The organism is Methylobacterium planeticum (assembly GCF_008806345.1).
Classification (GTDB): domain Bacteria; phylum Pseudomonadota; class Alphaproteobacteria; order Rhizobiales; family Beijerinckiaceae; genus Methylobacterium; species Methylobacterium planeticum.
Window position 1 is genome coordinate 1 of sequence record NZ_VZZJ01000005.1, and the last position, 23,789, is coordinate 23,789.

25 protein-coding genes are annotated in these 23,789 nt (G+C 73.8%); 16 read left to right on the top strand and 9 right to left on the bottom strand.

All coding sequences use genetic code 11. The features are described from left to right. Positions 1-464: 464 nt before the first annotated feature. The 7 genes from F6X51_RS07345 (at position 465) to F6X51_RS07375 (ending at position 6,352) form a co-directional block, all read left to right on the top strand. Positions 465-989: a gluconokinase gene (locus F6X51_RS07345; RefSeq protein ID WP_150962867.1), complete on the top strand. Its 525-nt coding sequence runs from the start codon at positions 465-467 to the stop codon at positions 987-989. Further along, entirely contained in the window at positions 989-1,825 is an 837-nt protein-coding gene (locus tag F6X51_RS07350; protein ID WP_150962593.1) for an HAD-IIB family hydrolase, read from the top strand. Before F6X51_RS07345 ends, F6X51_RS07350 begins: the two co-directional genes overlap by 1 nt. Positions 1,826-2,042: 217 nt before the next feature. Continuing rightward, on the top strand, positions 2,043-3,107 hold the full coding sequence (locus F6X51_RS07355; protein ID WP_150962594.1) for a transglycosylase SLT domain-containing protein: 1,065 nt from the start codon (positions 2,043-2,045) through the stop codon (positions 3,105-3,107). A gap of 338 nt (positions 3,108-3,445) precedes the next feature. After that, positions 3,446-4,336 carry a helix-turn-helix transcriptional regulator gene (locus tag F6X51_RS07360; protein ID WP_150962868.1) on the top strand — a complete coding sequence of 297 codons (891 nt, stop codon included), beginning with the start codon at positions 3,446-3,448 and terminating at the stop codon, positions 4,334-4,336. Between the two features lie 289 nt (positions 4,337-4,625). Then, on the top strand, positions 4,626-5,486 hold the full coding sequence (cysE, locus tag F6X51_RS07365; RefSeq protein ID WP_150962595.1) for a serine O-acetyltransferase: 861 nt from the start codon (positions 4,626-4,628) through the stop codon (positions 5,484-5,486). 171 nt (positions 5,487-5,657) lie between these two features. Next, positions 5,658-5,870: a DUF3126 family protein gene (locus F6X51_RS07370; RefSeq protein WP_150962596.1), complete on the top strand. Its 213-nt coding sequence runs from the start codon at positions 5,658-5,660 to the stop codon at positions 5,868-5,870. A 152-nt stretch (positions 5,871-6,022) separates the two neighbouring features. Continuing rightward, positions 6,023-6,352, top strand: coding sequence for a DUF6949 family protein (locus tag F6X51_RS07375; protein WP_150962869.1), 330 nt, complete (start codon positions 6,023-6,025; stop codon positions 6,350-6,352). Between the two features lie 57 nt (positions 6,353-6,409). On the opposite strand, the gene F6X51_RS07380 is transcribed toward F6X51_RS07375, so the two are convergent. Further along, on the bottom strand, positions 6,410-7,102 hold the full coding sequence (locus tag F6X51_RS07380; protein WP_150962597.1) for a transglutaminase-like cysteine peptidase: 693 nt from the start codon (positions 7,100-7,102) through the stop codon (positions 6,410-6,412). 327 nt (positions 7,103-7,429) lie between these two features. Between F6X51_RS07380 and F6X51_RS28510 the strand changes: the two genes are divergently transcribed. Then, entirely contained in the window at positions 7,430-7,804 is a 375-nt protein-coding gene (locus F6X51_RS28510; RefSeq protein WP_246696675.1) for a hypothetical protein, read from the top strand. Between the two features lie 60 nt (positions 7,805-7,864). Here F6X51_RS28510 and F6X51_RS07390 read toward each other — a convergent pair whose 3' ends face one another. The 3 genes from F6X51_RS07390 to F6X51_RS07400 form a co-directional block, all read right to left on the bottom strand. Beyond that, entirely contained in the window at positions 7,865-8,503 is a 639-nt protein-coding gene (locus tag F6X51_RS07390; RefSeq protein ID WP_150962598.1) for a transglutaminase-like cysteine peptidase, read from the bottom strand. Positions 8,504-8,938: 435 nt separating this feature from the next. After that, positions 8,939-9,565: a PilZ domain-containing protein gene (locus F6X51_RS07395; RefSeq protein ID WP_150962599.1), complete on the bottom strand. Its 627-nt coding sequence runs from the start codon at positions 9,563-9,565 to the stop codon at positions 8,939-8,941. A 102-nt stretch (positions 9,566-9,667) separates the two neighbouring features. Continuing rightward, entirely contained in the window at positions 9,668-10,324 is a 657-nt protein-coding gene (locus tag F6X51_RS07400; RefSeq protein WP_150962600.1) for a PAS domain-containing protein, read from the bottom strand. A 481-nt stretch (positions 10,325-10,805) separates the two neighbouring features. Between F6X51_RS07400 and F6X51_RS07405 the strand changes: the two genes are divergently transcribed. Together F6X51_RS07405 and F6X51_RS07410 are read left to right on the top strand one after the other, a co-directional pair. Next, positions 10,806-11,624, top strand: a complete 819-nt coding sequence (locus F6X51_RS07405; protein ID WP_150962601.1) for a rhomboid family intramembrane serine protease — start codon at positions 10,806-10,808, stop codon at positions 11,622-11,624. Between the two features lie 253 nt (positions 11,625-11,877). Then, a complete protein-coding gene (locus tag F6X51_RS07410; protein ID WP_150962602.1) occupies positions 11,878-12,309 on the top strand; it encodes a CBS domain-containing protein in 432 nt (143 codons plus the stop codon). Positions 12,310-12,374: 65 nt separating this feature from the next. Here F6X51_RS07410 and F6X51_RS07415 read toward each other — a convergent pair whose 3' ends face one another. The 3 genes from F6X51_RS07415 to folE all read right to left on the bottom strand — a co-directional run bounded on the left by F6X51_RS07415 (position 12,375) and on the right by folE (position 14,809). After that, positions 12,375-13,451, bottom strand: a complete 1,077-nt coding sequence (locus tag F6X51_RS07415) for a patatin-like phospholipase family protein (RefSeq protein ID WP_150962603.1) — start codon at positions 13,449-13,451, stop codon at positions 12,375-12,377. Then, positions 13,448-13,849, bottom strand: a complete 402-nt coding sequence (gene hisI, locus F6X51_RS07420; RefSeq protein ID WP_246696699.1) for a phosphoribosyl-AMP cyclohydrolase — start codon at positions 13,847-13,849, stop codon at positions 13,448-13,450. The genes F6X51_RS07415 and hisI overlap by 4 nt, the downstream gene beginning before the upstream one ends. A gap of 129 nt (positions 13,850-13,978) precedes the next feature. Next, a complete protein-coding gene (gene folE, locus F6X51_RS07425; protein ID WP_150962605.1) occupies positions 13,979-14,809 on the bottom strand; it encodes a GTP cyclohydrolase I FolE in 831 nt (276 codons plus the stop codon). Positions 14,810-15,068: 259 nt separating this feature from the next. On the opposite strand from folE, the gene F6X51_RS07430 reads away from it, so the two are divergent. The 4 genes from F6X51_RS07430 (at position 15,069) to thrS (ending at position 20,054) form a co-directional block, all read left to right on the top strand. Continuing rightward, positions 15,069-15,545: an iron-sulfur cluster assembly scaffold protein gene (locus F6X51_RS07430; RefSeq protein ID WP_150962606.1), complete on the top strand. Its 477-nt coding sequence runs from the start codon at positions 15,069-15,071 to the stop codon at positions 15,543-15,545. A gap of 4 nt (positions 15,546-15,549) precedes the next feature. Continuing rightward, positions 15,550-15,870, top strand: coding sequence for a membrane protein insertion efficiency factor YidD (gene yidD / locus F6X51_RS07435; protein WP_150962607.1), 321 nt, complete (start codon positions 15,550-15,552; stop codon positions 15,868-15,870). A 302-nt stretch (positions 15,871-16,172) separates the two neighbouring features. Continuing rightward, positions 16,173-17,195, top strand: a complete 1,023-nt coding sequence (locus F6X51_RS07440) for an SLAC1 anion channel family protein (RefSeq protein ID WP_150962608.1) — start codon at positions 16,173-16,175, stop codon at positions 17,193-17,195. A gap of 831 nt (positions 17,196-18,026) precedes the next feature. After that, positions 18,027-20,054: a threonine--tRNA ligase gene (gene thrS / locus F6X51_RS07445; RefSeq protein ID WP_150962609.1), complete on the top strand. Its 2,028-nt coding sequence runs from the start codon at positions 18,027-18,029 to the stop codon at positions 20,052-20,054. A gap of 148 nt (positions 20,055-20,202) precedes the next feature. On the opposite strand, the gene F6X51_RS07450 is transcribed toward thrS, so the two are convergent. After that, positions 20,203-21,600, bottom strand: a complete 1,398-nt coding sequence (locus F6X51_RS07450) for an aminotransferase-like domain-containing protein (RefSeq protein ID WP_150962610.1) — start codon at positions 21,598-21,600, stop codon at positions 20,203-20,205. A gap of 106 nt (positions 21,601-21,706) precedes the next feature. On the opposite strand from F6X51_RS07450, the gene F6X51_RS28515 reads away from it, so the two are divergent. Both F6X51_RS28515 and F6X51_RS07455 read left to right on the top strand, forming a co-directional pair. Further along, positions 21,707-21,868, top strand: coding sequence for a hypothetical protein (locus F6X51_RS28515; RefSeq protein WP_246696676.1), 162 nt, complete (start codon positions 21,707-21,709; stop codon positions 21,866-21,868). Then, complete coding sequence (locus F6X51_RS07455) at positions 21,865-22,797, top strand: DMT family transporter (protein ID WP_246696677.1); 933 nt, start codon at positions 21,865-21,867, stop codon at positions 22,795-22,797. The genes F6X51_RS28515 and F6X51_RS07455 overlap by 4 nt, the downstream gene beginning before the upstream one ends. Positions 22,798-22,804: 7 nt before the next feature. Here F6X51_RS07455 and F6X51_RS07460 read toward each other — a convergent pair whose 3' ends face one another. Next, a complete protein-coding gene (locus F6X51_RS07460; RefSeq protein WP_407658486.1) occupies positions 22,805-23,692 on the bottom strand; it encodes a hypothetical protein in 888 nt (295 codons plus the stop codon). Positions 23,693-23,789: the final 97 nt, after the last annotated feature.

The window sequence follows — 23,789 nt, forward strand, 5'->3', positions numbered from 1 at the left end:
TCGCCACGTCCGCTCCCTCCACCACGGCGCTCGCCGTCGGGCCCGATGCGGGAAGCACCGAGCAGCCCGACACCGTCAGCGCGGTGCAGAGGAGAAGGGGGAGAGCGCGCATCCAGACTCGCCTGTCGGTTTCTCTAGCCTGCTGCCTAGCCGAAAGGCACGTCACTGTCCGTGGCGGGGGTGTCACACTGCCGGTCCACCCGCCGCCGGGCCCCGCCTGTCCCCGCTGCACACAAGACGATCAGCGCCCGCGCGCGCAGCCCCGGGCCCGGTCCCGCGCGCGCCTTTGCGCCGCGCGCCCTCTGGACCGCACCCTCTGGACCCTGTGCCCCCTGGACACGACGCCCGGAGGCTGTCTCCCTTGACCGAACCCGATCCCGTCCCCGAATCCAGGATCCGCCTTGGCTCTCCCGAACCCGGACATCCCGCCCCAGGTCCTCGCGGCGCCCCAGGTCCTCGTGGTGATGGGGGTCTCGGGGTCCGGCAAGAGCACGGTCGCGGCCCGCGTCGCCGAGCGCCTGGGCTGGATCTTCGTCGACGGCGACAGCTTCCACAGCCCCGAGCACATCGCCAAGATGCATGCGGGCCACGCCCTCGACGACGCGGACCGCGCCCCCTGGCTCGAGAGCATCGCGGTCTGGATCGAGCAGCGCCTCGCCGCGGGGGAGCCCGGGGTCGTGGTCTGCTCCGCCCTGCGGCGCGCCTATCGCGACGTGCTCACCCGCGGCCGGCCGGACGTCCGGATCGTCTATCTCGCGGGCAGCCGCGCGCTGATCGCCGGGCGCCTCGCCGCGCGCCACGGCCACTTCATGCCGGTGGGCCTCCTCGACAGCCAGTTCGCGATCCTGGAGCCCCCCGGCCCCGACGAGCACGCCATCGCGGTCGGGATCGAGAACCCGCCCGAACAGGTTGCCGAGGCGGTGATCGCGCGCCTCGGCCTCGGCGGTGCGGCGCCGGACGGCGGTGCGGCCGGCGGGAGGGCAGGGTGATGCAGCGGACGCGCCAGGACGGGGGCGGCACGGCCCGGCCCGACATCGCCCTCGTGATCTCGGATGTCGACGGCACCCTCGTGACCACGGACAAGCGGGTGACGCCCGCGGTCGCGGCGGCGGTCCGGCGCCTCGGGGCGGCGGGCATCGCCTTCACGGTGGCGTCGAGCCGGCCGCCGGTCGGTCTCTCCGGCCTCGTCGGCGCCCTCGACCTGCGCCTGCCGATGGGGGCCTTCAACGGCGCCACCGTGGTGGGGCCGGACCTCGCCATCCTGAGCGAGACCCTGATCCCCGAGGCCACCGCCCGGGAGGCGGCCGCCCGCCTCGAGGCGGCGGGGCTCGACCTCTGGGTCTTCGCGCACGGGCGCTGGTCGCTGCGGGACGGGCAGGGCCCCTACACGGACGTGGAGCGGCGCACGCTGCAGGCCGAGCCCGCAATCGTGGACGATCTCGGGCCGCTCCTCGGCGCCGCCTCGAAGCTCGTCGGCGTCAGCCCGGACTTCGCGCATCTGGCCGCCTGCGAGACCGGGATCGCCGAAGCCCTCGGGGCCCGCGCGGCGGTCCACCGCTCCCAGGCCTACTACCTCGACGTGACCCCGCCCGGCCTCGACAAGGGCAGCTTCGTCACCTGGATGAGCCGCCACCTCGACATCCCGGAGCACCGGATCGCCACCTTCGGGGATGCCGGCAACGACAGCGCCATGTTCGCCCGCAGCGGGCTCGCGGTGGCGATGGGCAACGCCGAGCCGGCGGTCCAGGCGAGCGCCGGGCACGTGGCGGCGGGCAACGACGCGGACGGATTCGCGGACGGGGTCGCGCGCTTCCTCCTGCCCTGAGGGGTGATGTCACCCGGACCGCGGCGAGGCCGCGCCGTCGCCCGGATGCCCCGGCGCACGGCCAAGTGCCGGTCCACGGGCCGGTCCACGTGCTGTGGCGCACATGGCACAGGCGCCGCCGAACGTCCGGCCTGCCCACAAGCGTGAGCGTCCCAGCCCCTTTCCGGCCTCAATTCGCCTCGACCTAGGCAGTCAGAACAACAACCGGGTCTCGCGAATGAACCAGCGCCTCCTGCTCCTCGCTGCCGCCCTGGCGGCCGTGCCGGTTCCGGTGCTCGCTCAGGCGGCCCGCGACAACATCGACGCGCTGATCGAGGAGCAGGCCCGGGCGAACGGCGTTCCGGCGGCCTTCGTGCACCAAGTCGTGAAGCGCGAGAGCAACTACAATCCGAACGCGCGGGGCGGCAGCGCGCTCGGCCTGATGCAGATCAAGCACGCCACCGCCCGGGGCCTCGGCTACAAGGGCGAGGCGAGCGGCCTCTACGACCCCAAGGTGAACCTGCGCTACGGCATCGCCTACCTGGCGGGCGCCTACCGCACCGCCAAGGGCGACCTCGCCAAGGCCTACCACTATTACAACCGCGGCTATTACTACGCCGCCAAGCGCCAGGGCCTCACCACCGAGGTGGTCGAGGCCGAGGCCCCCGCCGCCTCCTCGGCGAGCAGCTTCGCCAGCGTCTTCGCCCTGCGCCCGAGCCAGGACCCGAACCTCGGCGCGGCGAGCACCGCCCTCGCCTACGCCCCGACCGCGGCGCCGACCGAGGTGGTCGAGGTGCCGCTGCCGCCCCGCCGCCCCGCCGCCTTCGCGGGCCAGGTTCAGGTCGCGGCCCTCGCCTCCGACCTCGCCGGCGTCTCGCTGGCGCCCAACGCGTCCCAGCAGGCCGTGGCCGTCACGGCGAGCGAGATCGCCGTCGTGGAGGTGCCGCTGCCGCCGCGCCGGCCCGCCGCCTTCGCGGCGCTGCAGGCCGCGACCCTCGCGGCAACCCCCGCGCCGGCCGCCACCGCGGACCTCGCCTCCCTCTCGCTGACGCCCCAATCCCAGCCCGCGGCGGCTCAGGCCCAGCCCGCGGCGGCTCAGGCCCAGCCCGCGGCGGCTCAGGCTGAGCCCGCCGGGAGCGCGGCGGCGTCGCGCCGGGCGGTGGCCGCCGCCGAGGCGATCGAGGTGCCGCTGCCGCCGCGTCGCCCCTCGGCCCAGCGCCTCGCCGCCGTCAGCCGCCCCGCCGCCCCGAAGGTCGCCGGCGTGCCGGTGCTCGAAGCCTCGGCCCTGCCGCCCGCCCAATAGGCACCGGCGGGCGCGGGCGGGGCGCCTCCGCCCCCGGCGCCGCCCCCGCGCGATCGATCCCGCCTTGAAGCGCCGGTCCCGCATCAACACATGCAATGACGGCATACGCCTTGCGTTCGGCAGCGCAGAGCCTTGCGCGTGAACATTCGCATGTCATCGGATCGTCCTGATCCGGGAAATACAATTCCACACCGCAAGGCCCCGCAGGTTGTCATCCACAGGCGCAGGCACAATCCTGCCGCCCGATCGTCGTGTGGAGACGAACCCGCAAGCCTCTTGTATGTACGCTCGCGCAGGGCATCCGCCTTCGGCGAGAGATTGGGATGACGGGCGACGCCATGGCCGGCGCGGTAGAGCAAGAAGCACTTTTCCTCACGGATCTCGGACGCCGCGTGCGCCACGCACGCACGGTGCGCGGTCTCTCACGCAAGCTCCTGTCGCAGACCTCGGGCCTGTCCGAGCGCTACATCGCGCAGCTCGAGGGCGGCCAGGGCAACGTCTCGATCATCCTGCTGCGCCGGGTCGCCAACGCCATGGGCGTGCGCCTCGACGACCTGATCGCCGGCAGCGACGTCACGCCGGACTGGCAGGTGATGCGCGACCTCGTGGCCCAGGCGAGCCCCGACCAGATCGCGGCCGCCAAGGCGCTCCTCGCCGGCGGCGCCCCGGGGGGCGGCAACGCGCCGAAGCCCCGGGTCGCGGTGATCGGCCTGCGGGGCGCGGGCAAGTCGACGCTCGGGCGCATGGTGGCCGAGCGCCTGGGCTGGACCTTCGTCGAGCTCAACGCCGAGATCGAGCGCGAGAACGCCCTCTCGGTGAAGGAGATCTTCGCGATCTACGGCCAGGAGGGCTACCGGCGCCTCGAGCAGGCGGCCCTGCGCCGCCTCACCGAGCATCCCGGCCCCCTGATCCTCGCCACCAGCGGCGGCATCGTGGCCGAGCCCCTGACCTACGACCTGCTGCTGCAGGCCTTCTTCACGGTCTGGCTCAAGGCGCGGCCCGAGGAGCACATGCAGCGGGTGCGCAACCAGGACAATCTCGTGCGCACCGGCGACCACGCCACCGCCATGCAGGAGCTGCGCGCCGTGCTGGCGAGCCGCGAGCCCCTCTACGCCCGCGCCTCGGCGGTGGTCGACACCTCCGACATCCCGGTCGAGCTCATGGCCGACCGCCTCACCGCGGTGATCGAGGCGCGGTTCGACGCCCATCCCGAGCGCCGCAGCGCCTGAGGGGCGGGCGCCCCCCTCCGGGAGGCCCTGACGGAGGCGCCTCCGCGCCGATGTTCGCTGCACCGCATCACGATCCGGTGCGGCTGTCACGGCGGGGCGGCGTGCGGCGCGTCCGGGGCCTTGATCGGGCCGGGCCCGGACCCCACGCTTAACCGGCCGACGCCCCGCGCCGCGCCCCGGCGGCGCGCGAGACCAAATCCCGCGTCCGGCCGGCGCCGGGGAGGCGGGTCTTCGCGCGCCCGGCCGATCTGCGCTAAAACCTTTCCGCCCGGATCCCGAGGAGGAGCCCATGTCCGCCAGCCCGTCCCTCAGCCCGGTCCAGGGTCCGGAATCCCGCGTCGGCCTGTTCGATCCGGTCTGGTCGCGCCTGCGCCAGGAGGCCGAGGCGGTGCTGCGGGAGGAGCCGCAGCTCGCCTCCTTCATCGTCGCCACCATCCTCAACCACCCGACCCTCGAGGGTGCGGTGGGGCACCGGGTCGCGGCCCGGCTCGGGCACCCGTCGCTGCCCGCCGAGCTCGTCGCCCACGGCTTCCGCGAGGCGCTCGATGAGGATCCCCGGATCGGCGAGGCCTTCCGGGCCGACATCGTGGCGGTGATGGACCGCGACCCCGCGACCTCGCGCGCCATCGAGCCGGTGCTCTACTTCAAGGGCTTCCACGCGCTGCAGGCCCACCGCCTCGCCCACTGGTTCTGGAGCCAGGGCCGGCGCGACCTCGCCCTCTACCTGCAGAGCCGGTCCTCGGAGGTCTTCCAGTGCGACATCCACCCGGCGGCCCGGATCGGGCGCGGGATCTTCCTCGACCACGCCACCGGCCTCGTGGTCGGCTCCACCGCGGTGATCGAGGACGACGTCTCGATCCTGCACGCCGTCACCCTCGGGGGCACGGGCAAGCAGGGCAGCGACCGCCACCCGAAGATCCGCCGCGGGGTGATGATCGGGGCGGGCGCCAAGATCCTCGGCAACATCGAGGTCGGGGCCTGCGCCCGGGTCGCGGCGGGCTCGGTGGTGCTGCGCCCGGTGCCGCCGAACACCACCGTGGTCGGCGTGCCGGCCCGGGTCGTCGGCACGGCGGGCTGCGCCGAGCCCGCCCGCGCCATGGACCAGCTCGTCAGCATGGACCAGTTCATCCACATGGCCGAGGGGATCTGAAGACAGAGGATCCGAACCGGAGCGGCGCATCAGCGCCGCACGGCCCCGCTTGCTCCCCTGCGGACGACGTGGCAAGCCCAGCGCGATCCGCGGGCCGCGCGGTCGGCGCGCCCGGCGGCGGCGACCGCGCCCCGGTCCCGGCCCGTTCAACAGCGCGAGAGGCGAGACAGCGTGAACAAGACCGATATCACGAAGGTGCAGGACTACCTTCGCCGCACCTTCGCGAATGCCAGCATCCGCATCGTCCCCCGCCCGAAGAAGGACGATTCGGCTGAGGTCTATATCGGCGAGGAATTCCTCGGCGTCGTCTCGGTCGACGACGAGGACGGGGACCGCTCGTTCCAGTTCAACATGGCGATCCTCGACATGGACCTCGAGGATTGAGCGCCCCCCGGGCACGCACGGCCTGTGCACGGGGTTAACCCTGATCCCGGCCAGCGCTTAACGTTTCGTCAACCCTGGGGCAGAGTGCCTTCATCGTTCGTTAACGGTGGAGTGCGCGCGTCATGGCCCCCAGCACCTTGGCCCCCAGCACCTTGGCCCTCAGCCCACAGGCCCTCGATTCGATCCAGACCCTGCTGGTCGGCCTCGCCCTCGCGGGGCTCCTGGCCAGCGCCTTCGAGCTCTTCACCGAGCGGCGGGCGAGCTTCAGCCTGCTCGAGGGCGGCGGCGTCGCGGCGGTGGCGGCCCTGCCGGTGCTCGCCTTCTCGGCGCCCTTCATCATCCTGCGCAACACCGTGCGGGGCCGGCGCATCGAGGGCCGCCCGATCCCCTTCGTGATGCTGGCCACCATCATCGCCTGCGGCTGGGGCCTGCTCTCGGGCCGGATCGCCCTCGACCTCGCGGCGCTCCTCGTCGGCGCCTGACGGTTTCGCGGTGCGGCGCGCGGCCCCGCCCGGCGGGCGCCGCCGCGCCCGCGCCCCTCAGCGGTTCGCCGTCGTCACCGGCGAGGCGCCGCCGTCGAGGGAGACCCAGCGGCTGCCATCCTGCCCCTCGCGCTTGATGTAGGCGTAGCCGGTGCTGCGCCAGGACAGGACCGTGTTGGTCTTGTTGTCGAGGATGAAGTCGCCCCGGTCGGTGCGCACCATCAGGACGGCGTGGCCCTCGCCGATGTCGTCGATCACCACCGTCATCCGCAGGGCCCGGCGCGGCAGCCCGCGCTCCACCAGCATCCGGCGCTTGAGCAGCTGGTAATCCTCGCAATCGCCGAACCCGTCGTCGGGATAGTCCCAGCGGTCGATCACGCCCCAATGGGCCTGGTCGGTGATCGGCTTGATGCGCGCGTTCACCCGCCGGTTGACGCTCGTCAGCGTCCGCCACAGGGCGGCGTTGAGCGGGATGGTGGCGGGCTCGGCCAAGTCGACCGTGCACTCCGCCGGCATCCGGTTGCAGAAGTCGGTCCAGGCCGCCACCGGCTTGGCGGTCGGGCCGATCTCGACGGCGGTGGCGTCCTCCGGCAGGTGCGGGCGGGTGCGGGCCTGCGTGGCGGCGCCCCCGAGCATCAGGATGGCGCCGACGAGACCGAAGGCCGCCGCGTGACCGGCCCGCCTGGCGACCGCCCGGGCGATGGTGCCGGCGTCGCCTGCGCGCCGAGCCTGGAGAACCGCGTGCCACATGCCCGACGTCCCGCCAATCGATGGTCAGGCGGCAAAGCTCGCATGGCTGCAGGCGGTGCTCAATCGAAAATTAACCGGGAGTTAACGCAGTCGCGAAGGTTCGGTTCCAAACCGGGACCGTGATGCAAGTCTGCAACCGTACGGTGGGGCTGGCGCAGGACATGGCTGCCCGGCCGCCGGGCTTCTTGATTCTGCCCAGATTGCGCCGTCGAGTGAACCCGCTACCGTTGGATACAGGATCGGTGCCAGAACCGGCACGGGCAAGGGTTTCCGTGCGATCGGAAGCATTGGGCGAGGCGCATTGGGCGAGCGTGTGGGACGAGACGCATGGGGCGAGACGCGGGGCAGGTGATGGGCACGCAATCGGTTCTCGAAGCCCGGCGGCCGGAGGGTTCGTCCAAGGCGGTGCCCGTCAGCAAGGCGGCGCCCGTGAGCGCGGCGCCTCCCGCGGCGCCCGGCCTGCTGCGGCTGATCCGGGCTCTGGCGGAGGATGACCGGGTCGGCGCCATCGGGCTCGCCGAGCACGCGGTCGAGCGGCACGTCACCGCCTTCCCGAAGGCGGATCAGGCGGTCGCCCTCGATATCCTGCTGCGGGACCTCGCCTGCCTGCAGGGATTCGCGCCGCACCTGACCGGGTTCATCAGCCGGGTCGAGGGCCATATCGACCGCCTGCACCGGAGCCTGACCGGCGGCCTCGTCTGAGGCGGGCGGGGGCGAGGGGCCAACGGGCGAGGGGCCAGGGCCAACGGGCGAGGGGCGAACTCAGCGGTTGGCGGTGGTGACCGGCGAGGTGACGCCGCCGAGGGAGACCCAGGCGACGCCGTCCTGGCTCTCGCGCTTGATGAAGGTGTAGCCGGTCTGGTGCCAGGGCAGCACCACGCTGGTCTTGTTGTCGAGGACGAAGTCGCCCCGGTCGGTGATCAGGGTGAGCACCGCGTGGCCCTCGCCCTTCTCGTCGATCACCACGGTCATCCGCATGGCGCGCCGGGGCAGGCCGGCCGCGGCGAGGGCGTGCCGCTTCAGGAGCTGGAAGTCCTCGCAATCGCCGATGCCGTCCTCGGCGAGGTCCCAGCGGTCGGCGACGTGGTGATGCTCCATGTCGGTCATGGCGCGCACCGAGCGGTTCACCCGGCGGTTGATGGTCACGATCGTGTTCCAGGTCGCCGGGGTCAGGGCGATCCGGGCGGGCTCGTTGCGGTCGAGGACGCATTCGGCGGCGTAGGCCTGGCAGAAGGCCACCCAGGCGATGATCGGCCGGGCCTCGCCGACCGGGGCGGCGGCGGCCGTCGGGGCGGGCAGGGCCGCGAGCGTCTGGGCCTGCGCCGGGATGCCGGGCGCGCCGACCCCCAGGAGGGCCGCCAGCGCCAGCAATCCGAGAGCGAGTGAGTTCCGGTAGCGCATCGAGACCATCCCCGTCCACGAGGGTGACGATGCCGGCGGCCGCCCTGTGCCGCGCTGAAGCGGATCGGCGCAATTTTATCGAATTCCGGCCCCGACCGGCCGCGCCTCGCAACAGCCCGAACCGGGGCCTGCGCCGATGCTAAGGACTGTCCGGGGTGGATTCAGGAGGTGGAAAGCATGGCGCGCGCGGTCCCGCGGCCGGCCGGTGCCCGAGAGGGCGCGCGGGCGCGGGGGAGGTTCGGGAACGGGCCGCGGTCCCGGGGCCCGCCCGTCCGGGCCGGCCCGCGGGGCGGGCCTTCCCCGAAGGACGCGTGGGGGCGGGCGCGGCGGTCGCGGCGGCGCCCTCCGGCCGGTCCCGGCGGGATCCGCGCCGGGCATCCCGGTCTCAGGGCGCGGCGCGGAAAGCCCCGCCGCGGGCGCTGTGCGGAGCGAGGCTCAGAGCGTCATGCCCTCGTGGAACTTGTCCGGCGAGATCGGCAGCAGGAACTGCACGCCGAAGCCGCCCTCGAAGTAGCGCACGATCCGGCCCGGCGTGCGGCCGACGGCCACCACGGCGCCGAGGGGCGGCTGGCTGGTGCAGGCGATGGCCGCGCCCGACATCGAGACGTCGACGATCCGGCCGGGCAGCTCCCGCCCGCTCTCGAGCCGCAGGACGATGCCGGGCTGGATCGGGGTGAGGCGCTCGTGCGAGCGGCCCTCGGGCAGGCCGAGGGTCTCGCGGTTGGCGAGCCAGGTCAGCTGCGAGGCGATCTTGTCGCGCTTGCGCGGCGTCGCGGTGAGCTGGACCGCGAAGCCGCCCGCGGTGTGGCGGGCGATGGTGCCCTCGATCCGGCCGATATGCTCCAGGTAGAGCACGACCCGCTCGCCGATCTCGCCCACCGCCACGCAGGTGAGGCGCACGCCCCCCGGCGACATGTCGATGGTCTGGCAGGGAAATTCGCGACGGTCCGACAGCATGTAGCGCCCGAGGATCGCCACCTGCACGCGCTGGTGGCGACGCTGGTCGGTGATCCTGGGCAGGCGGAATGCGCTGGTGGCGGAGCGTGCGGCGGCCTCGATCATCCCCGACCTGTCCTTGTGGGCATCGGGCTTTTGTAGTTGAGGCGAGGTTACGAAAGCCTTTGCCTCACCGGCGCCGGGCGGCAATACGGACCACAAAGGTGCTCAGATGCGCCCGCCCCGGTGGACCAGGAGATGGCCGCGCCGCAGCGGCACGCTGTCGTTGGCGGGCGCCGGCAGGGCGCCGAGGATCGCCTCGGCCCCGTCCGCCGCGCGGACGAAGACCGGCTCGTCCGCCGCGCGGGCGAAGACCGGCTCGGCCGCCGCCTCCCGCCCGTTCAGGACCCGGAGCGAGGTGGTGGCGAGCCCCGTGACCGGGCGCAGCCCGAGCCAGTGCGGCACCACCGTGGGGCTCAGCGCCCCGAGGATGCGGGCCTGGGTCCGGCCGCGATGACGCAGGGGCAGGAGGATGAGCTCGAGCTCGATGGTCTCGTGCTGCGCGGTGCGGCCCTGCAGGCCCGCCACCACCCCCACCGTGTCGCTCGCCACGATCTCGATCAGGCGCCACGGGTCGGCGCTGCCGGGCCCCCAGAGCCCGGGCAGGGAGTCTCCCTTGAGCTCGCGCCCGAACAGGGCGCAGACCCGGGTGCCCGCCAGCCGCAGATGCGCGAGGCGCCCCGGCATGTCGAGCTCGAGGATGAGGCTGTCGGCCAGCAGGTTGCGGATCTCCCCGGGCTCGATCTCGGCGCGCTCGGGGGCGGCCCGCTCGCCCCGCAACCGGTCCCAGTAGCTGTGGAGCAGGCGGCTCGTCGGATGCTTCATGGGGTCCTGGACCGATTCCGGGCGAAGGGCGAGAGCGCTGCGGATCGGGGGTCGCGCCCGACCGGGCCGCGATTCGTCCGCTCTGCGGACAACATTAGGGTCCGGCGCGCGCCGAGGCTCGTGCAAGCTTTCGTTAAGGTTAAGGACCTGTTGATATTGCCCCGGAACCGGGCGTAAGCGAGGGTGATCGCGTCTTCGGCGGCCGGCCCCCCAGGGGTGCGGCCGCCCCACGGACGTGGGGACGGGCCTCAGCGGCCCGCGCCGCCCCCTGGTCCGGGCGGCGTTCCGGCCGGTCGATCCGGCCGGAGGTCCCGCGCTTGGGGGAGGGCCGCCGGTTCGGGCGGCCCTCCCTCCTTTTCGCCCCCGCACGCCCTGCGCGGATATGACCGCGCCCCGGTCCCCGTCCTGGCGCGCGCACGAAACGTCTTTCCGCTCGCCGGGGGGCTTGCCGCCCGGGGCCGGCCCCCGACATGGTGGCGCGATGGATGCCTCGCCCGACTTCCCCCGCCAGAGCCGCGTGCCCGTGTTCAACATGCCGGCGGTGGTCACGGCCTCGATCGGCCTGCTGCTGGCGATCCACGCCCTGCGCGACTTCGTGCTGCCCGACAGCTGGGACACCCGGATGATCGTCGACCTCGCCCTCTTGCCGGCGCGCTGGACGGTGTCGGTCGACCCCGCGCAGGCGGAGGACCTCCTGCGGGCCGCGGCGGGGGGCGACCCGGACACCGCCGCCGCCCGGGAGATCTTCGCCCGCTACGTCGTCTCCCAGCCCGGCGCCATGCCGTGGACCTTCGCCACCTACGCGCTGCTGCACGGCTCGTGGCTGCACGTGATCTTCAACAGCGTCTGGCTCGCCGCCTTCGGCTCGCCGGTGGCGCGCCGCTGCGGCGCCTGGCGCTACGGGATCCTCGCCCTCGCCGGCACCGTGGCGGGGGGCGCGTTCCACGTCTTCCTCGACCCCTTGAGCCTCGCGCCCCTGGTCGGCGCCTCGGCGGGGGTCTCGGCCCTGATGGCGGCGGCGGCCCGCTTCGTGTTCCAGCCCCCGCCGCCGGGCCTGAGCGTCCAGAGCTGGCAGGTGCCGCCGCGCCAGCCCCTCGAGACCATCCCGGAGCTCCTGCGCAACCGCACCGCCGTGATGTTCCTCGGGATCTGGCTCGTCACGAACCTGCTGTTCGGGGTCGTCACCCTGCCGCTCGGGGCCGAGAGCGCCGCCATCGCCTGGGACGCGCATCTCGGGGGCTTCGTGGCGGGCTTCCTGCTGTTCCCCCTCGTGGACGGGCGGGGCCGGGCGCCCCGCTGAGGGTCCGGCGCCCCGCCGAGGGCTTCGCCTCCCGCCGTGGGCTTGGCGTCCTGCCGTGGGCTTGGCGCCCCCCTGTGGAGGCGCGACGAATTCCGCCGCCCGGGCCCGCGGCGGGCGCCCGTCCGCGCTTGCCATCTCGCCGCCGGGACCACACACTTGCGCCCTTCTGGGCACGAGCCGGGATCAACCCGGCCGACAGGCCCATCTGGCGCCGCGGGCTGACGGCGCATTCAACGTCCAGGGAGGGACATCCATGACCGTCGCACGCATCCTCGCCGAGAAGGGCCGCACCGTCGTCACCGTGCAGCCCGACCGCAGTATCGCGGACGCGATCCACGTGCTGTCCGAGAAGGGCATCGGCGCCCTCGTGGTCACCGACGCGGCGGAGGCCGTGCTCGGCATCCTGTCGGAGCGGGACATCATGCGGGCGCTGGCGCGCCAGGGGGCGGGGGCCATGGACGCGCCGATTTCGAGCCACATGACCACCAACGTCACCACCTGCAAGCGCGACACCACCATCGAGGAGGTGATGCACCTGATGACGGACGGGCGCTTCCGCCACGTGCCGGTCTGCGACGAGGGCAAGCTCGCGGGCCTCGTCTCGATCGGCGACGTTGTCAAGCGGCGCATCGCCACCGTCGAGGCCGAGCACCAGGCCATGCGCGACTACATCACCATGGCCTGAGCGGACACGCTTCCCGCACGCCCGGGCGGGCAGGCTCGCCTCACGTCCGGGCGGGCACGCGCCCCTCACGTCCGGGCGGACGCCCCCTCCAGCGCCGCCCGGATCCGGGGCAGGGCGGCGCGCGCGGCCTGATGGCCGAGCGCGATCGCCTCCGCGGCGCGGTGGAACTCGAACAGGCCCATCTCGGCCAGGCGCGGGTTGACGCTGACATCGGGCGGGTCGCGCTCCAGGCGCGCCCGCGAGATCCGGTCCTGCGTGATGTTGAAGGCGTCGAACATCACCCGGGCGATGCCGGGGGCGCCGGCGGGCCCGCGCGCGGGCAGCGCCGCCGCGGGGCGCCCGGCGAGGCGCCGGCCCGCGCCGCGCATCCGCCCGAGCAGGCTCCAGCGGCGGCGCACCTCGACGGCGCCCGCCACCGCCCCGGCGACCGCGTCCGCCTCGCCCCCCGCCTCGGCCGGGGCGATCACGGTGCCGCCGCGCACCCGGGGGTCGCAGTTGAGGTTCACGCAGATGACGAGGTCGGCCCCGAGCGCCCGGGCGAGGCTGACGGGCACCGGGTTGACGAGGGTGCCGTCCATCAGGAGGCGCCCGTCGAGGGCGAGGGGCGGGAAGATGCCCGGCAGGGCGTAGGAGGCCCGCACCGCCTCGACGAGGCCGCCCCGGGTCAGCCAGACCTCGTGGCCGGTGCCGAGCTCGGTCGCCACGCTGGCGAAGCGCACCGGCAGGCCCTCGATGCGCCGGTCCTCGAGGTCGCCCTCCAGGCGCTGGCGCAGGCGGTCGCCCCCGATCAGCCCGGAGCCCGAGAGGCGCACGTCGAGCAGGCCCATCACCCGGCGCTTGGTCAGCGACAGGGCGAACTCCGCCAGCACGTCGAGCTTGCCGGCGGCGTAGCAGCCGCCCACCACGGCGCCGATCGAGCAGCCGGCCACCACCTCGGGGTGGATGCCCGCCTCCTCCAGCGCCCGGATCACCCCGATATGCGACCAGCCCCGGGCCGAGCCGCCGCCGAGGGCGAGGCCGATCCGGGGCCCGCGCGGGCGCGGCGCCCGCACCGGCTCGACGGCGCCGGGGACGACGAAGGCCGGGACGGGTCCGGAACGGTGCAGGGCGGCCTCGCGGAAGGGCGCGCCGTCCCAGCTCATGCCCCGGCAGCCGAGGGCAGGTCGTGCGGGGCGGGATCGCGGGATGACGGGTCGTGCCGCAGGACCGCGCGGCCGCTCGCGGGGTCGAGGCCGACGCTGCGGTAGAAGCAGTCGCGCCGGCCGGTGTGGCAGCAGCCGCCGTCGCCCCCGACCTCGACCCGGATCAGCACCGCGTCCTGGTCGCAATCGACCCGCATCTCGAGGACGCGCTGGACCTGCCCGCTCGTGGCGCCCTTGTGCCAGAGCTCGCCGCGGGAGCGCGACCAGTACCAGGCCTCGCCGGTCTGCAGCGTGCGGGCGAGGGATTCGGCGTTCATGTGGGCGAGCATCAGCACGCGCCCGTCCCGGGCGTCGACCGCGATGCAGGCGACGAGCCCGTTCGCGTCGAAGCGGGGCATGAAGGCCCCGCCCTCCTCCACGGCGGCGCGGGATCCCGGGCTCGCGAAGGGCAGGGGGCTCCTCGCGGAGGGCAGGGGGCTCGCGGAGGGCAGGGGGCTCGGGGGGACGCTCATGGGCTCGGGCCCGGCTCAGCCCTTGTTGCGCACGAGGGTGAGGAAGCGGACCTGCTCGTTCGCGTCGTCCTTGAACACGCCCTTGAACTGGGTGGTGATCGTCGAGACGCCGGCCTTCTGCACGCCGCGCATCGCCATGCAGAGGTGTTCGGCCTCCACCATCACGGCGACGCCGCGGGGCTTGAGGATGCTCTCGATCACGTCGGCGATCTGGGCCGTCATGGTCTCCTGCGTCTGCAGGCGGCGCGCGAAGGTGTCGACCACGCGGGCGAGCTTCGAGAGGCCGACCACGCCCTTGGTCGGGTAATAGGCGATGTGGGCGAGGCCCATGAACGGCACCATGTGGTGCTCGCAATGGGAGTAGAACGGGATGTCGCGCACCAGGACGACGTCGGAATAGCCCTCGACCTCCTCGAAGACGCGCTCGAGCAGCGCGTCGGCATCCTGGCTGTAGCCGCCGAAGAGCTGGCCGTAGGCCTTCACCACCCGGGCCGGGGTGTCGATCAGGCCCTCGCGGTTCGGGTCGTCGCCGGCCCAGCGCAGGAGCGTGCGCACGGCGGCCTCGGCCTCCTCGCGGCTCGGCCGGGCCATGCCGATCGCGTCGGGCACGCGCTGGGCGGAGGCGGGCTGGGGCGCCACCTCGACCGGGCGCACCGGGAGCGGCGTCGGGGCCGGGACCGGAATCGGGGCCGAGACTGGAGCGTTGTCGTTGCGCATTCCGTTCAGGCCGCGCGCCGCGTCGCCGTCGGCGGTCGGGTAGGACAAGGACTTGAGCGCGGCATCCATGGCATCTCCCGCCCGAGCCACACGGGCCGTCATCGTGGTGCTGTCAGGCTTTGCGTACATCGCGTCGGACCGTCTCGGCCTGGGACCATCATCGCAGACCAGCGCCCTGGCAGGGAACGGGTTCCGTGGCCGTGGGCGCGACCCTGGTCGACGGGCCGCCTCCTCGCGAAACGGCACGATGCCGCCTATATCGTCGTTCTCGCCCGATCGCGCAATGCACCGGCTGCGCATCAGACCATCGAGGCGGCAGACCATCGAGGCGACCGGCGCGCCCCACCCGCGCCCCCACCGCGCCGCCCGGCGAGGCAGGATCCGAACCATGCTCGACGACATCTACAACCGCCGCATCCTCGAACTCGCCGCCGACATCCCCCGCCTCGGCCGCCTCGCCGCGCCGGATGCCAGCGCCACCGCCCATTCGCGGCTCTGCGGATCGACCGTCACGGTGGACCTCGCCCTCGGCCCGGACGGGACCGTGCGCGACTTCGCCCACGAGGTGCGGGCCTGCGCCCTCGGGCAGGCCTCCGCCTCGCTGATGGCCCGGCACGTGGTCGGCGCCCGCGCGGAGGACCTGCGGGACCTGCGCCGGACCATGCGGGCGATGCTGAAGGCGGACGGCCCGCCCCCGACCGGGACCTGGGCCGACCTCGCGGTGCTCGAGCCGGTGCGCGGCTTCAAGGCCCGCCACGCCTCGACGCTCCTCACCTTCGACGCGGTGGTGGATGCCCTCGACCAGATCGAGGCGCGGCGCCGGGGCGGCGAGACGGGCGGGGCCGAGCCCCAGGCCGCCGAGTAGCGCCGTGGTCCGGCGCGCCGCCCACGGCCTCATCCGCGCCTACCAGCTCACCCTGTCGAGCCTCGTCGGGCGCCAGTGCCGGCACTGGCCCTCCTGCTCGGCCTACGCGGACGAGGCGATCCAGCGCCACGGGCTCTGGGCCGGGGGCTGGATGGGCTTCGCCCGGATCTGCCGCTGCGGGCCCTTCGGCACCCACGGCATCGACCTCGTGCCCGACCTGCCCCCAGCCGGCGCCGCCTGGCACCGCCCCTGGGCCTATGCCCGCTGGCGCGGCGTGAACGCGCCCCCGTCGCCCTTCGCCTGCGAGGCCGTGGAGGAGGGCTGAGGCCGCGCCCGGCGGGGCACCCCGACCGGGCCGTGCTGCGGGGGGCGCTCTCCGGTTCCGCCATCTGCGCCAGCAGTTCCGCCCTGTGCGCCGGGCGGCCGGAGGCTTGCCGGCCCGAATTCACCTGCCGCTCGCGTTTTGGCACGCTTCAGTTGCGCGCAGCGCACGCTACAACCGAACCAAGCCGGCCAGACCCCGGCCACCCGCAAGCCCGGGCGCCCCGTCGCCCGGCCGTTCCCGTCGCGTCCCGGCGCTGAGCCCCGGACGCTCCGGCGAACGCCCCTCCCGGAGGATGTGCATCCATGTCCACCCTGCTCGCATCCGAGGCCGCGTCCGAGGACGCCCCCGCCGGCCGGGGCCGCTTCAAGGCCCGCTTCGCCTACCTGCCCGTCAGCCTGTTCGGCGCCGTCATGGGCCTCGTGGGCCTCGCCGCCGTCTGGCGCCTCGCGGCGGAGCGCTACGGCGCGCCCGGCCTCGTGGCCGACCTGATCGGCTGGTGCGCGCTCGGCGCCTTCCTGGCGCTCGCCGTCGCCTACGGCCTCAAGGCCGTGACGGCGCCCGGCGCGGTGCGGGCCGAGTTCGCCCACCCCATCGCCGGCAACCTGTTCGGCACCGTGCTGATCAGCCTGCTGCTCCTGCCGATCGTCCTCGTGCGGCTCAGCCCGCTCCTGGCCGAGGCCTTCTGGATCGCCGGCACGGCCGGGATGGTGATCTTCGCCTTCGTGATCGTCAGCCGCTGGATGGGCAGCCGCCAGCAGGTCGCCCACGCGACGCCGGCCTGGATCGTGCCCGTGGTCGGGCTCCTCGACGTGCCGCTCGCGGTGCCGGCCCTCGGCCTGTCCCACACCCACGGCATCACGGTGTTCGCGCTGAGCACCGGCCTGTTCTTCGCGGTGCCGCTGTTCACCCTGATCTTCTCGCGGCTGCTGTTCGAGGAGCCGCTGCCGGCGGCCCTGCGCCCGACCCTGATGATCCTGGTGGCGCCCTTCGCGGTGGGCTTCTCGAGCTACGTCGCCACCACGGGGGGCGTCGACGCCTTCGCGGAGGGGTTGTTCCTGCTCTCGCTCTTCGTCCTCGCGGTGCTGGTCGGGCAGCTGCGCAGCCTCGCGGCCGCCTGCCCGTTCCGGGTCTCGTGGTGGGCGGTCAGCTTCCCTCTCGCGGCCTCGGCGGGCGCGGCCCTGCGCTACGCCCCCTACGCCGATTCGCCGGTCGCCGACGCCGTGGCGATCGGGCTGCTCGCCTTCGCCACCCTGGTGATCGCAGCGCTCGCCGCCCGCACGCTCCTCGGCATCGCCCGGGGCGAGCTGCAGGCCCTGAGCGGCTGACGGGGGCGCCTCGGCTCTCCCGTCCGGGAGAGGGGGCCCGTCGCGCCACCCGCGCCACCCCGGAACCACGACTCACGCCGGACGGCGGCCCGCCCCACCTCTCCCGTCCGGGAGTGGTCGAATCCGCGATAGCGGAACGGTGAGGGGTGCGACCTTTCCGGAGAGCCCGCATCCCTCACCCCCGTTTTGTTCTTGACAAAATTCCTAGTTCGTGCTCTCAATACGCCCGCTCGCCGCCCGGTGGTGAGGCTCCCCGGCGGACCGGGCGGGGGGTTGCGGGTGGGGAGACGGTGCCCGCGTCGGTGGTCCGGTTTCGCCATCGCCCCGGGCGGCGCGTGAGGACGCAGGGTGCCGTGGGCGGGTAGGTGCGCGAGCGCCGGACCCGGGACCTGGGGCACTCCCAGACCATCGACCCGTCCGCCCACTAGGAGGCGGATGCGGGGCCTGCGGGCCCGGATAAGTCGGCCGTCCGCGCTCCGGCGCGGGAGGAGGGCTGCCACGAGTCGAAGTCCCCGACGCCGAGGAAGACACCGTGACGCGAGAGCGGAGCGCGGCTCGCCAGAGCCGTCCCGCGGGACGCCGGGGAACCGGCAACAGAAACACAATGAGTGGTTCCGCGGCGTCCCGCGTCCACCCGCAGCCGATCCGAAGATCCCGCGCCGGGCCCGGCGGCGGGCGGCCTTCGCGCGTCCCGTGCCGGCCCGTGTTCCTTCCCGGACGGAATCGGTCTAAACGGCGCGGCGCGCGCCCGGCCGTGACGGCCCGCGCCCCAGACCCATCCCCGCTTACCTGCCTCGTTCGCAGGAGTGAGCCCGAAGGAGTGCCTGCCCGATGCCCATCCTGACCTTCCCCGACGGCCATTCCCGCGCCTACGACGACGCGGTGACGGGCCGCAGCGTCGTCGAGGGCATCGCCAGGTCGCTGGCCAAGCGCACCGTCGCGATGGCGCTGGACGGCGCGGTCCACGACCTCGACGACCGGATCGGGCGGGACGCCCGCATCGAGTTCCTCGGCCGCGACGATCCCCGCGCGCTGGAGCTGATCCGCCACGATTGCGCGCACGTGCTGGCCGAGGCCGTGCAGGCGCTCTGGCCCGGGACGCAGGTGACGATCGGCCCCGTGGTGGAGAACGGCTTCTACTACGACTTCGCGCGGGCGGAGCCCTTCACCCCGGAGGACTTCCCGACGATCGAGGCGAAGATGCGCGAGATCATCGCCCGGGACGCCCCCTTCACCAAGGAGGTCTGGACCCGGGACGACGTGCGCGGCCTGTTCGCCGGCAAGGGGGAGGCCTACAAGGTCGAGCTCGTCGACGCGATCCCGCCGGGCGAGGACCTGAAGATCTACCGCCAGGGCGACTGGTTCGACCTCTGCCGCGGCCCCCACATGACCTCGACCGGCAAGGTCGGCACCGCCTTCAAGCTGATGAAGGTCGCGGGCGCCTATTGGCGGGGCGACTCGAACAACCCGATGCTGACCCGCATCTACGGCACCGCCTGGGCCAGTCAGGCCGACCTCGACGCCTACCTGCACCGGCTCGAGGAGGCGGAGCGCCGCGACCACCGCCGGCTCGGCCGCGAGATGGACCTGTTCCACTTCCAGGAGGAGGGGCCGGGCGTCGTCTTCTGGCACGCCAAGGGCTGGACCGTGTTCCAGGAGCTGATCGCCTACATGCGCCGGCGCCTGAAGGGCGACTACGCCGAGGTGAACGCCCCCCAGATCCTCGACAAGTCCCTGTGGGAGACCTCGGGCCACTGGGGCTGGTACCGGGAGAACATGTTCGCGGCCCAATCCGCCGGCGAGGAGGCCGAGGACAAGCGCTGGTTCGCCCTCAAGCCCATGAACTGCCCCGGCCACGTGCAGATCTTCAAGCACGGGCTGAAATCCTACCGCGACCTGCCCCTGCGCATGGCCGAGTTCGGGGTGGTGCACCGCTACGAGCCCTCGGGGGCCATGCACGGGCTGATGCGGGTGCGCGGCTTCACCCAGGACGACGCGCACATCTTCTGCACCGAGGACCAGCTCGCCGCCGAGTGCCTGAAGATCAACGAGCTGATCCTCTCGACCTACGGCGATTTCGGCTTCGAGGAGATCCTGGTGAAGCTTTCGACGCGCCCCGAGAAGCGCGTCGGCTCGGACGCCCTCTGGGACCACGCCGAGGCGGTGATGACCCGGGTGCTGGCCGAGATCGAGGAGCAGTCGAGCGGGCGCATCAAGACCGCGGTGAACCCGGGCGAGGGCGCCTTCTACGGGCCGAAATTCGAGTACGTGCTGCGCGACGCCATCGGCCGCGACTGGCAATGCGGCACCACGCAGGTGGATTTCAACCTGCCCGAGCGGTTCGGCGCCTTCTACGTCGACGCCGAGAGCCAGAAGGTGCCGCCCGTGATGGTCCACCGCGCCATCTGCGGCTCGATGGAGCGCTTCACCGGCATCCTGATCGAGCATTTCGCCGGGCATTTCCCGCTCTGGCTCGCCCCCGTCCAGGTGGTGGTGGCGACGATCACCAGCGAGGCCGACGACTACGCCCGCGCGGTGATCGCGGCCGCGGCCCGGGCGGGCCTGCGGGTCGAGGCGGACCTGCGCAACGAGAAGATCAACTACAAGGTCCGCGAGCACTCGCTCGCCAAGGTGCCGGTGATGCTCGTCGTCGGCCGCAAGGAGGGCGAGGAGCGCACCGTCTCGATCCGCCGCCTCGGCAGCCAGCAGACCCGGACGCTGCCCCTGACCGAGGCGCTCGCCGCCCTGGCCGCCGAGGCGACCTCCCCCGACCTCGCCCGGGCGCAGGCCGTGGAGGAGACGGTGCCGACGAGCGACACCGTGCTCGACGCGCACCACGGGGTGCGGCCGGCGCCGTAGGGCGGCCGTGGGGCCGTGGCGCGAAGCCCGGGACGCGCCGTGAGCCCGAGTTGGGCCTCACCTGGGCCTGGCTTGGGCCTCACCTGGGCCTGGCTCGCCGCAGTCCCGCCGGCCGGCCCGCCGGGACGGCGGCCGCCCGGGCGCCGCCTCACGCGTCCATCGCCCGCGCCAGCACGTCGAACACCCGCCGGTCGCCGCATTGGGCGACGTTGAACCGGAGGCGGTCGGTGGCGTCGCGGCCGAGGCTGAAGACGGGGCCGGGGGCCAGCACCACGCCCTCGGCCAGCGCCCGCCGGGCGACCTCGGCGGCGTCGAGGCCGTTCGGCAGCCGGGCCCACAGGAACATGCCGGCGGCGGGGAGGTGGGGCACCGTGAGGCCGGCCCCCGCGAGGCGCCGCAGCACCGTGCCGCGCGCCTCGGCGAGGCGGGCCCGCATCCCGTCGAGGTAGCGCCGGTAGGAGCCGTCGCTGAGCGTGCGGTGGACCAGGGCGGCGGTGAGGTGCCCGCTGCCGAGGCTGACCGAGAGCTTGAGGTCGACGAGGCGCTCGATCCAGTCGGGCCGGAGCGCGATCACCCCGATGCGGGCGGCGGCCGAGAGGGTCTTCGAGAAGCCCCCGATATGGATGACCCGCTCGAGCCCGTCGAAGCCGGCGAGGCGCGGCCCCGGCTCCGGCTCGAAATCGGCGTAGATGTCGTCCTCGACGATGAGGGTGTCGTGGGCCTCCGCCAGCCGCAGCACCCGGTGGACAGTGGCCGGGCTCACCGTCGCGCCGGTCGGGTTGTGGAGCCCGGAATTCGTCAGGTAGAAGCGCGGCCGGTGCTCCGCGAGCGCGGCGGAGAGGGCCGTCAGGTCCGGCCCGGACGCGCCGAAGGGCACGCCGACGACCCGCACCCGGTGCGCCCGCAGCAGGGCGTGGAAGTTGAAGTAGCAGGGATCGTCGACCAGCACCGTGTCGCCCGGCTCCACCAGGAAGCGGCAGATCAGGTCGAGGGCCTGCGTCGCCGAATCGGTGAGCACGATCGCGTCCGGATGGGCCGGGATGCCCCGCTCCGCGAGCCGCCGGGCCAGGAGCTGGCGCAGGGGCGGGTGGCCGAGGGGCACGTCGTAGCAGCCGACGCTCTGGTCCGTGTCCCGGGCGAGCTGGCGCAGGGCCCGGCGCAGGCCCTCCTCCGGCATCCAGTGCGGCGGCATCCAGCCGCAGCCGGGCTTGAGCATGTCCGGCCCCGCCTCGAGCGATTGCCGGGCGATCCAGAGGGGATCCACCGCCCGGTCGAGGCGCGGGCCGATCGCCGCGAGGCAGAGGGGCTCGGCCCGGCCCGCGACGTAGAAGCCCGAGCCCGGCCGGGACACGATCGCGCCCTCCGCGCCCAAGCGCTCGTAGGCCTCGACCACGGTGGATTTCGAGACCCCCATCGTGTCCGCGAAGGCCCGGATCGAGGGCAGGCGCGCGCCGGGGCCGAGGGTCCGCCCGGCGATCCGCGCCTCGATCGCCGCCATCACGCTGCCGACCCGGCTGAGGCCGGGATCCAGGGCCGTATCTGCCATCCGTACTGCTCGTCATTCAGGACAGTTCGGTTGAAGCGTACTGGAACCGTCCCTGTCGCGCCAGCCGCCGTCCCGGCATCGTCCAAATTCGGACAGGGAGGTTGCGATGGCGACGCGATGCGAACACGGCGACGGGGTCGAGGCGCGCGGCGCCTGGACGCCGCGGCGGGCCGGACCTCCGGGCTGGATCCTGCGCCGCCTCGGAGATGCCGCGATCGTGGCGGGCGCCCTGGCGCTGGCCTTCCTCCTCATCGCGGTCGGCGCGTGAGCCCGGTCTCCGGTCTCGCGCCGGCGGCCCCCGGGCCCCGGGCGCTGGCGGACGGGCTCCTCGGCGTGCTGATCTTCAGCGCCTCGCTCCCGGCGACCCGGCTCGCGCTCACGGACCTCGAGCCCCTGTTCCTGACGACGGCCCGCGCGGCCATCGCGGGGATCGTGGCGGGCGCGGCGCTGCTGCTGCTGGAGCGGCGCCGGCCCGCCCGCGCCGACCTCGCGTCCCTCGCGGTGGTCGCCCTCGGGGTCGTGATCGGGTTCCCGCTGCTGACGGCGCTGGCGCTCCGGCACATCGACGCCGCGCACGCGGCGGTCTTCGTCGGCATGCTGCCGCTCTCCACCGCCCTGTTCGGGGCGATCCGGGCCGGGGAGCGCCCGCCGCCGGCCTTCTGGCTGCTCTCGGGCCTCGGCAGCGCCGTGACGATCGGGTTCGCGGCGGGCAACGGCATCTCGGCCTCCCGGATCGGCGACGGGCTGATGCTCGCCGCGATCCTGGCCTGCGGCCTCGGCTACGCCGAAGGGGCGGGCCTCGCCCGGCGCCTCGGCGGCTGGCAGGTGATCGCCTGGGCGGCGATCCTGTCGCTGCCCGTCACGATGCCGCTGGCCCTGCTCTGGCTGCCGGCCGATCCCGGCGCGATCCGCACCCCGGCCTGGGCCGGCCTCGCCTACGTCTCGCTGTTTAGCATGCTGATCGGATTCGTGTTCTGGTATCGCGGCCTGGCGCGGGGCGGCATCGCGGCGATCGGCCAGCTGCAATTGCTGCAGCCCTTCCTCGGGTTCCTGGTCGCCGGCCTCGTCCTCGGCGAGGCCATCGAGGCGCGCATGCTCGTCGCGGCGGGTGCGGTCGTGGCCTGCGTGGCGGGCGCCCGGCACGTGGCGGTGAGATCGGCCAAGGCGGACCCCGCCAGGGGTGCGCCGGTCCGATGAGGGCCGCTCAGGAGGCCTTGGCCAGCACCTCGACGTCCCGGTCGAGCCCGCTCTCGACCTTGAACTCGCGGGTGTAGACCTGCCCGTCATGGCGGGCGATCAGCACGTAGTCGCCCTCCGCCAGCGTCACCTGCGGGAAGGCGCCGATCGCCTCCCGGATGGTGTCGCCGCCCGGCGTCAGCACGCTGAAGGCGGTGCCCGCGAAGGCCTCGGCGCCGGGGTTCGCCACGAGCTTGAGGGTCACGGTCGCGGCGCGGTGGTTCATGGTCGCGTCCGTGACCTTGCCGTTCTCGACCTTGAGGTCGGCGCGCTGGATGGCGTTCGACTCCCCGTAGGTCGAGACCACGTGATAGGTGCCCTCGGGCAGGCGCAGGAGCTCGCCCGCCTTGACGCCGCTGCGCACGAGGCGCCCCTCCGAGTTCGTGCCGATCGGCACGAAGACCGAGAAGGAGAGCTGCGGCGCCGGGATCTTGAAATCCCCGATGGCGCCCGAGAGCTTGAGCGCCCCGGCGCTGACGCGGAGCTGGTCGCTCAAGGGCTGGCCCGCCATGACGAGCTTCTTCGAGGCGCTGGCATAGCCGTAGGTGACGGTGGCGACGTAGGATCCGGGGGCGAGGCGGAAGCTCGGCTCGGGCTCCGCCGAGCGGGCGACGATCGCCGGGCGGGTGCCGTCGCTGCGGTCCTCGTAGATGCGCCAGGCGAGCCCCGAGCGCAGGGCCCGGTCGGCCCCCGACAGCACCGCCCGCAGGGAAAGCTGCGCTTCGCCCTCCGCGGGCTCCGGCATCGTCGGCGAGGGCAGGCTGTTGGCGAAGGGGTTCGGCGCCTGCGCGGGAACCGCGACCGGCAGCAGCACAGCCAGCACCACGAGGCCCCCGAGCCCGAACCGTCCGCCCATCATTCCGCGCCTCCGACCCCGCCCGCGATTGCCAAACGGCCGCGCAGGCGCCAGGTAAGCACGCCCTCTGAACCCGGACCGTGGCGGCGGCATGGCC

Bases quoted from the DNA above. Each gene is read 5' to 3' on its own strand.
- F6X51_RS07345 (WP_150962867.1), top strand. From the start codon at position 465: ATGGGGGTCTCGGGGTCCGGCAAGAGCACGGTCGCGGCCCGCGTCGCC.
- F6X51_RS07350 (WP_150962593.1), top strand. From the start codon at position 989: ATGCAGCGGACGCGCCAGGACGGGGGCGGCACGGCCCGGCCCGACATC.
- F6X51_RS07355 (WP_150962594.1), top strand. From the start codon at position 2,043: ATGAACCAGCGCCTCCTGCTCCTCGCTGCCGCCCTGGCGGCCGTGCCG.
- F6X51_RS07360 (WP_150962868.1), top strand. From the start codon at position 3,446: ATGGCCGGCGCGGTAGAGCAAGAAGCACTTTTCCTCACGGATCTCGGA.
- cysE (WP_150962595.1), top strand. From the start codon at position 4,626: ATGTCCGCCAGCCCGTCCCTCAGCCCGGTCCAGGGTCCGGAATCCCGC.
- F6X51_RS07380 (WP_150962597.1), bottom strand. From the start codon at position 7,102: ATGTGGCACGCGGTTCTCCAGGCTCGGCGCGCAGGCGACGCCGGCACC.
- F6X51_RS28510 (WP_246696675.1), top strand. From the start codon at position 7,430: ATGGGGCGAGACGCGGGGCAGGTGATGGGCACGCAATCGGTTCTCGAA.
- F6X51_RS07390 (WP_150962598.1), bottom strand. From the start codon at position 8,503: ATGCGCTACCGGAACTCACTCGCTCTCGGATTGCTGGCGCTGGCGGCC.
- F6X51_RS07395 (WP_150962599.1), bottom strand. From the start codon at position 9,565: ATGATCGAGGCCGCCGCACGCTCCGCCACCAGCGCATTCCGCCTGCCC.
- F6X51_RS07400 (WP_150962600.1), bottom strand. From the start codon at position 10,324: ATGAAGCATCCGACGAGCCGCCTGCTCCACAGCTACTGGGACCGGTTG.
- F6X51_RS07405 (WP_150962601.1), top strand. From the start codon at position 10,806: ATGGATGCCTCGCCCGACTTCCCCCGCCAGAGCCGCGTGCCCGTGTTC.
- F6X51_RS07410 (WP_150962602.1), top strand. From the start codon at position 11,878: ATGACCGTCGCACGCATCCTCGCCGAGAAGGGCCGCACCGTCGTCACC.
- F6X51_RS07415 (WP_150962603.1), bottom strand. From the start codon at position 13,451: ATGAGCTGGGACGGCGCGCCCTTCCGCGAGGCCGCCCTGCACCGTTCC.
- hisI (WP_246696699.1), bottom strand. From the start codon at position 13,849: ATGCCCCGCTTCGACGCGAACGGGCTCGTCGCCTGCATCGCGGTCGAC.
- folE (WP_150962605.1), bottom strand. From the start codon at position 14,809: ATGTACGCAAAGCCTGACAGCACCACGATGACGGCCCGTGTGGCTCGG.
- F6X51_RS07430 (WP_150962606.1), top strand. From the start codon at position 15,069: ATGCTCGACGACATCTACAACCGCCGCATCCTCGAACTCGCCGCCGAC.
- F6X51_RS07440 (WP_150962608.1), top strand. From the start codon at position 16,173: ATGTCCACCCTGCTCGCATCCGAGGCCGCGTCCGAGGACGCCCCCGCC.
- thrS (WP_150962609.1), top strand. From the start codon at position 18,027: ATGCCCATCCTGACCTTCCCCGACGGCCATTCCCGCGCCTACGACGAC.
- F6X51_RS07450 (WP_150962610.1), bottom strand. From the start codon at position 21,600: ATGGCAGATACGGCCCTGGATCCCGGCCTCAGCCGGGTCGGCAGCGTG.
- F6X51_RS28515 (WP_246696676.1), top strand. From the start codon at position 21,707: ATGGCGACGCGATGCGAACACGGCGACGGGGTCGAGGCGCGCGGCGCC.
- F6X51_RS07460 (WP_407658486.1), bottom strand. From the start codon at position 23,692: ATGGGCGGACGGTTCGGGCTCGGGGGCCTCGTGGTGCTGGCTGTGCTG.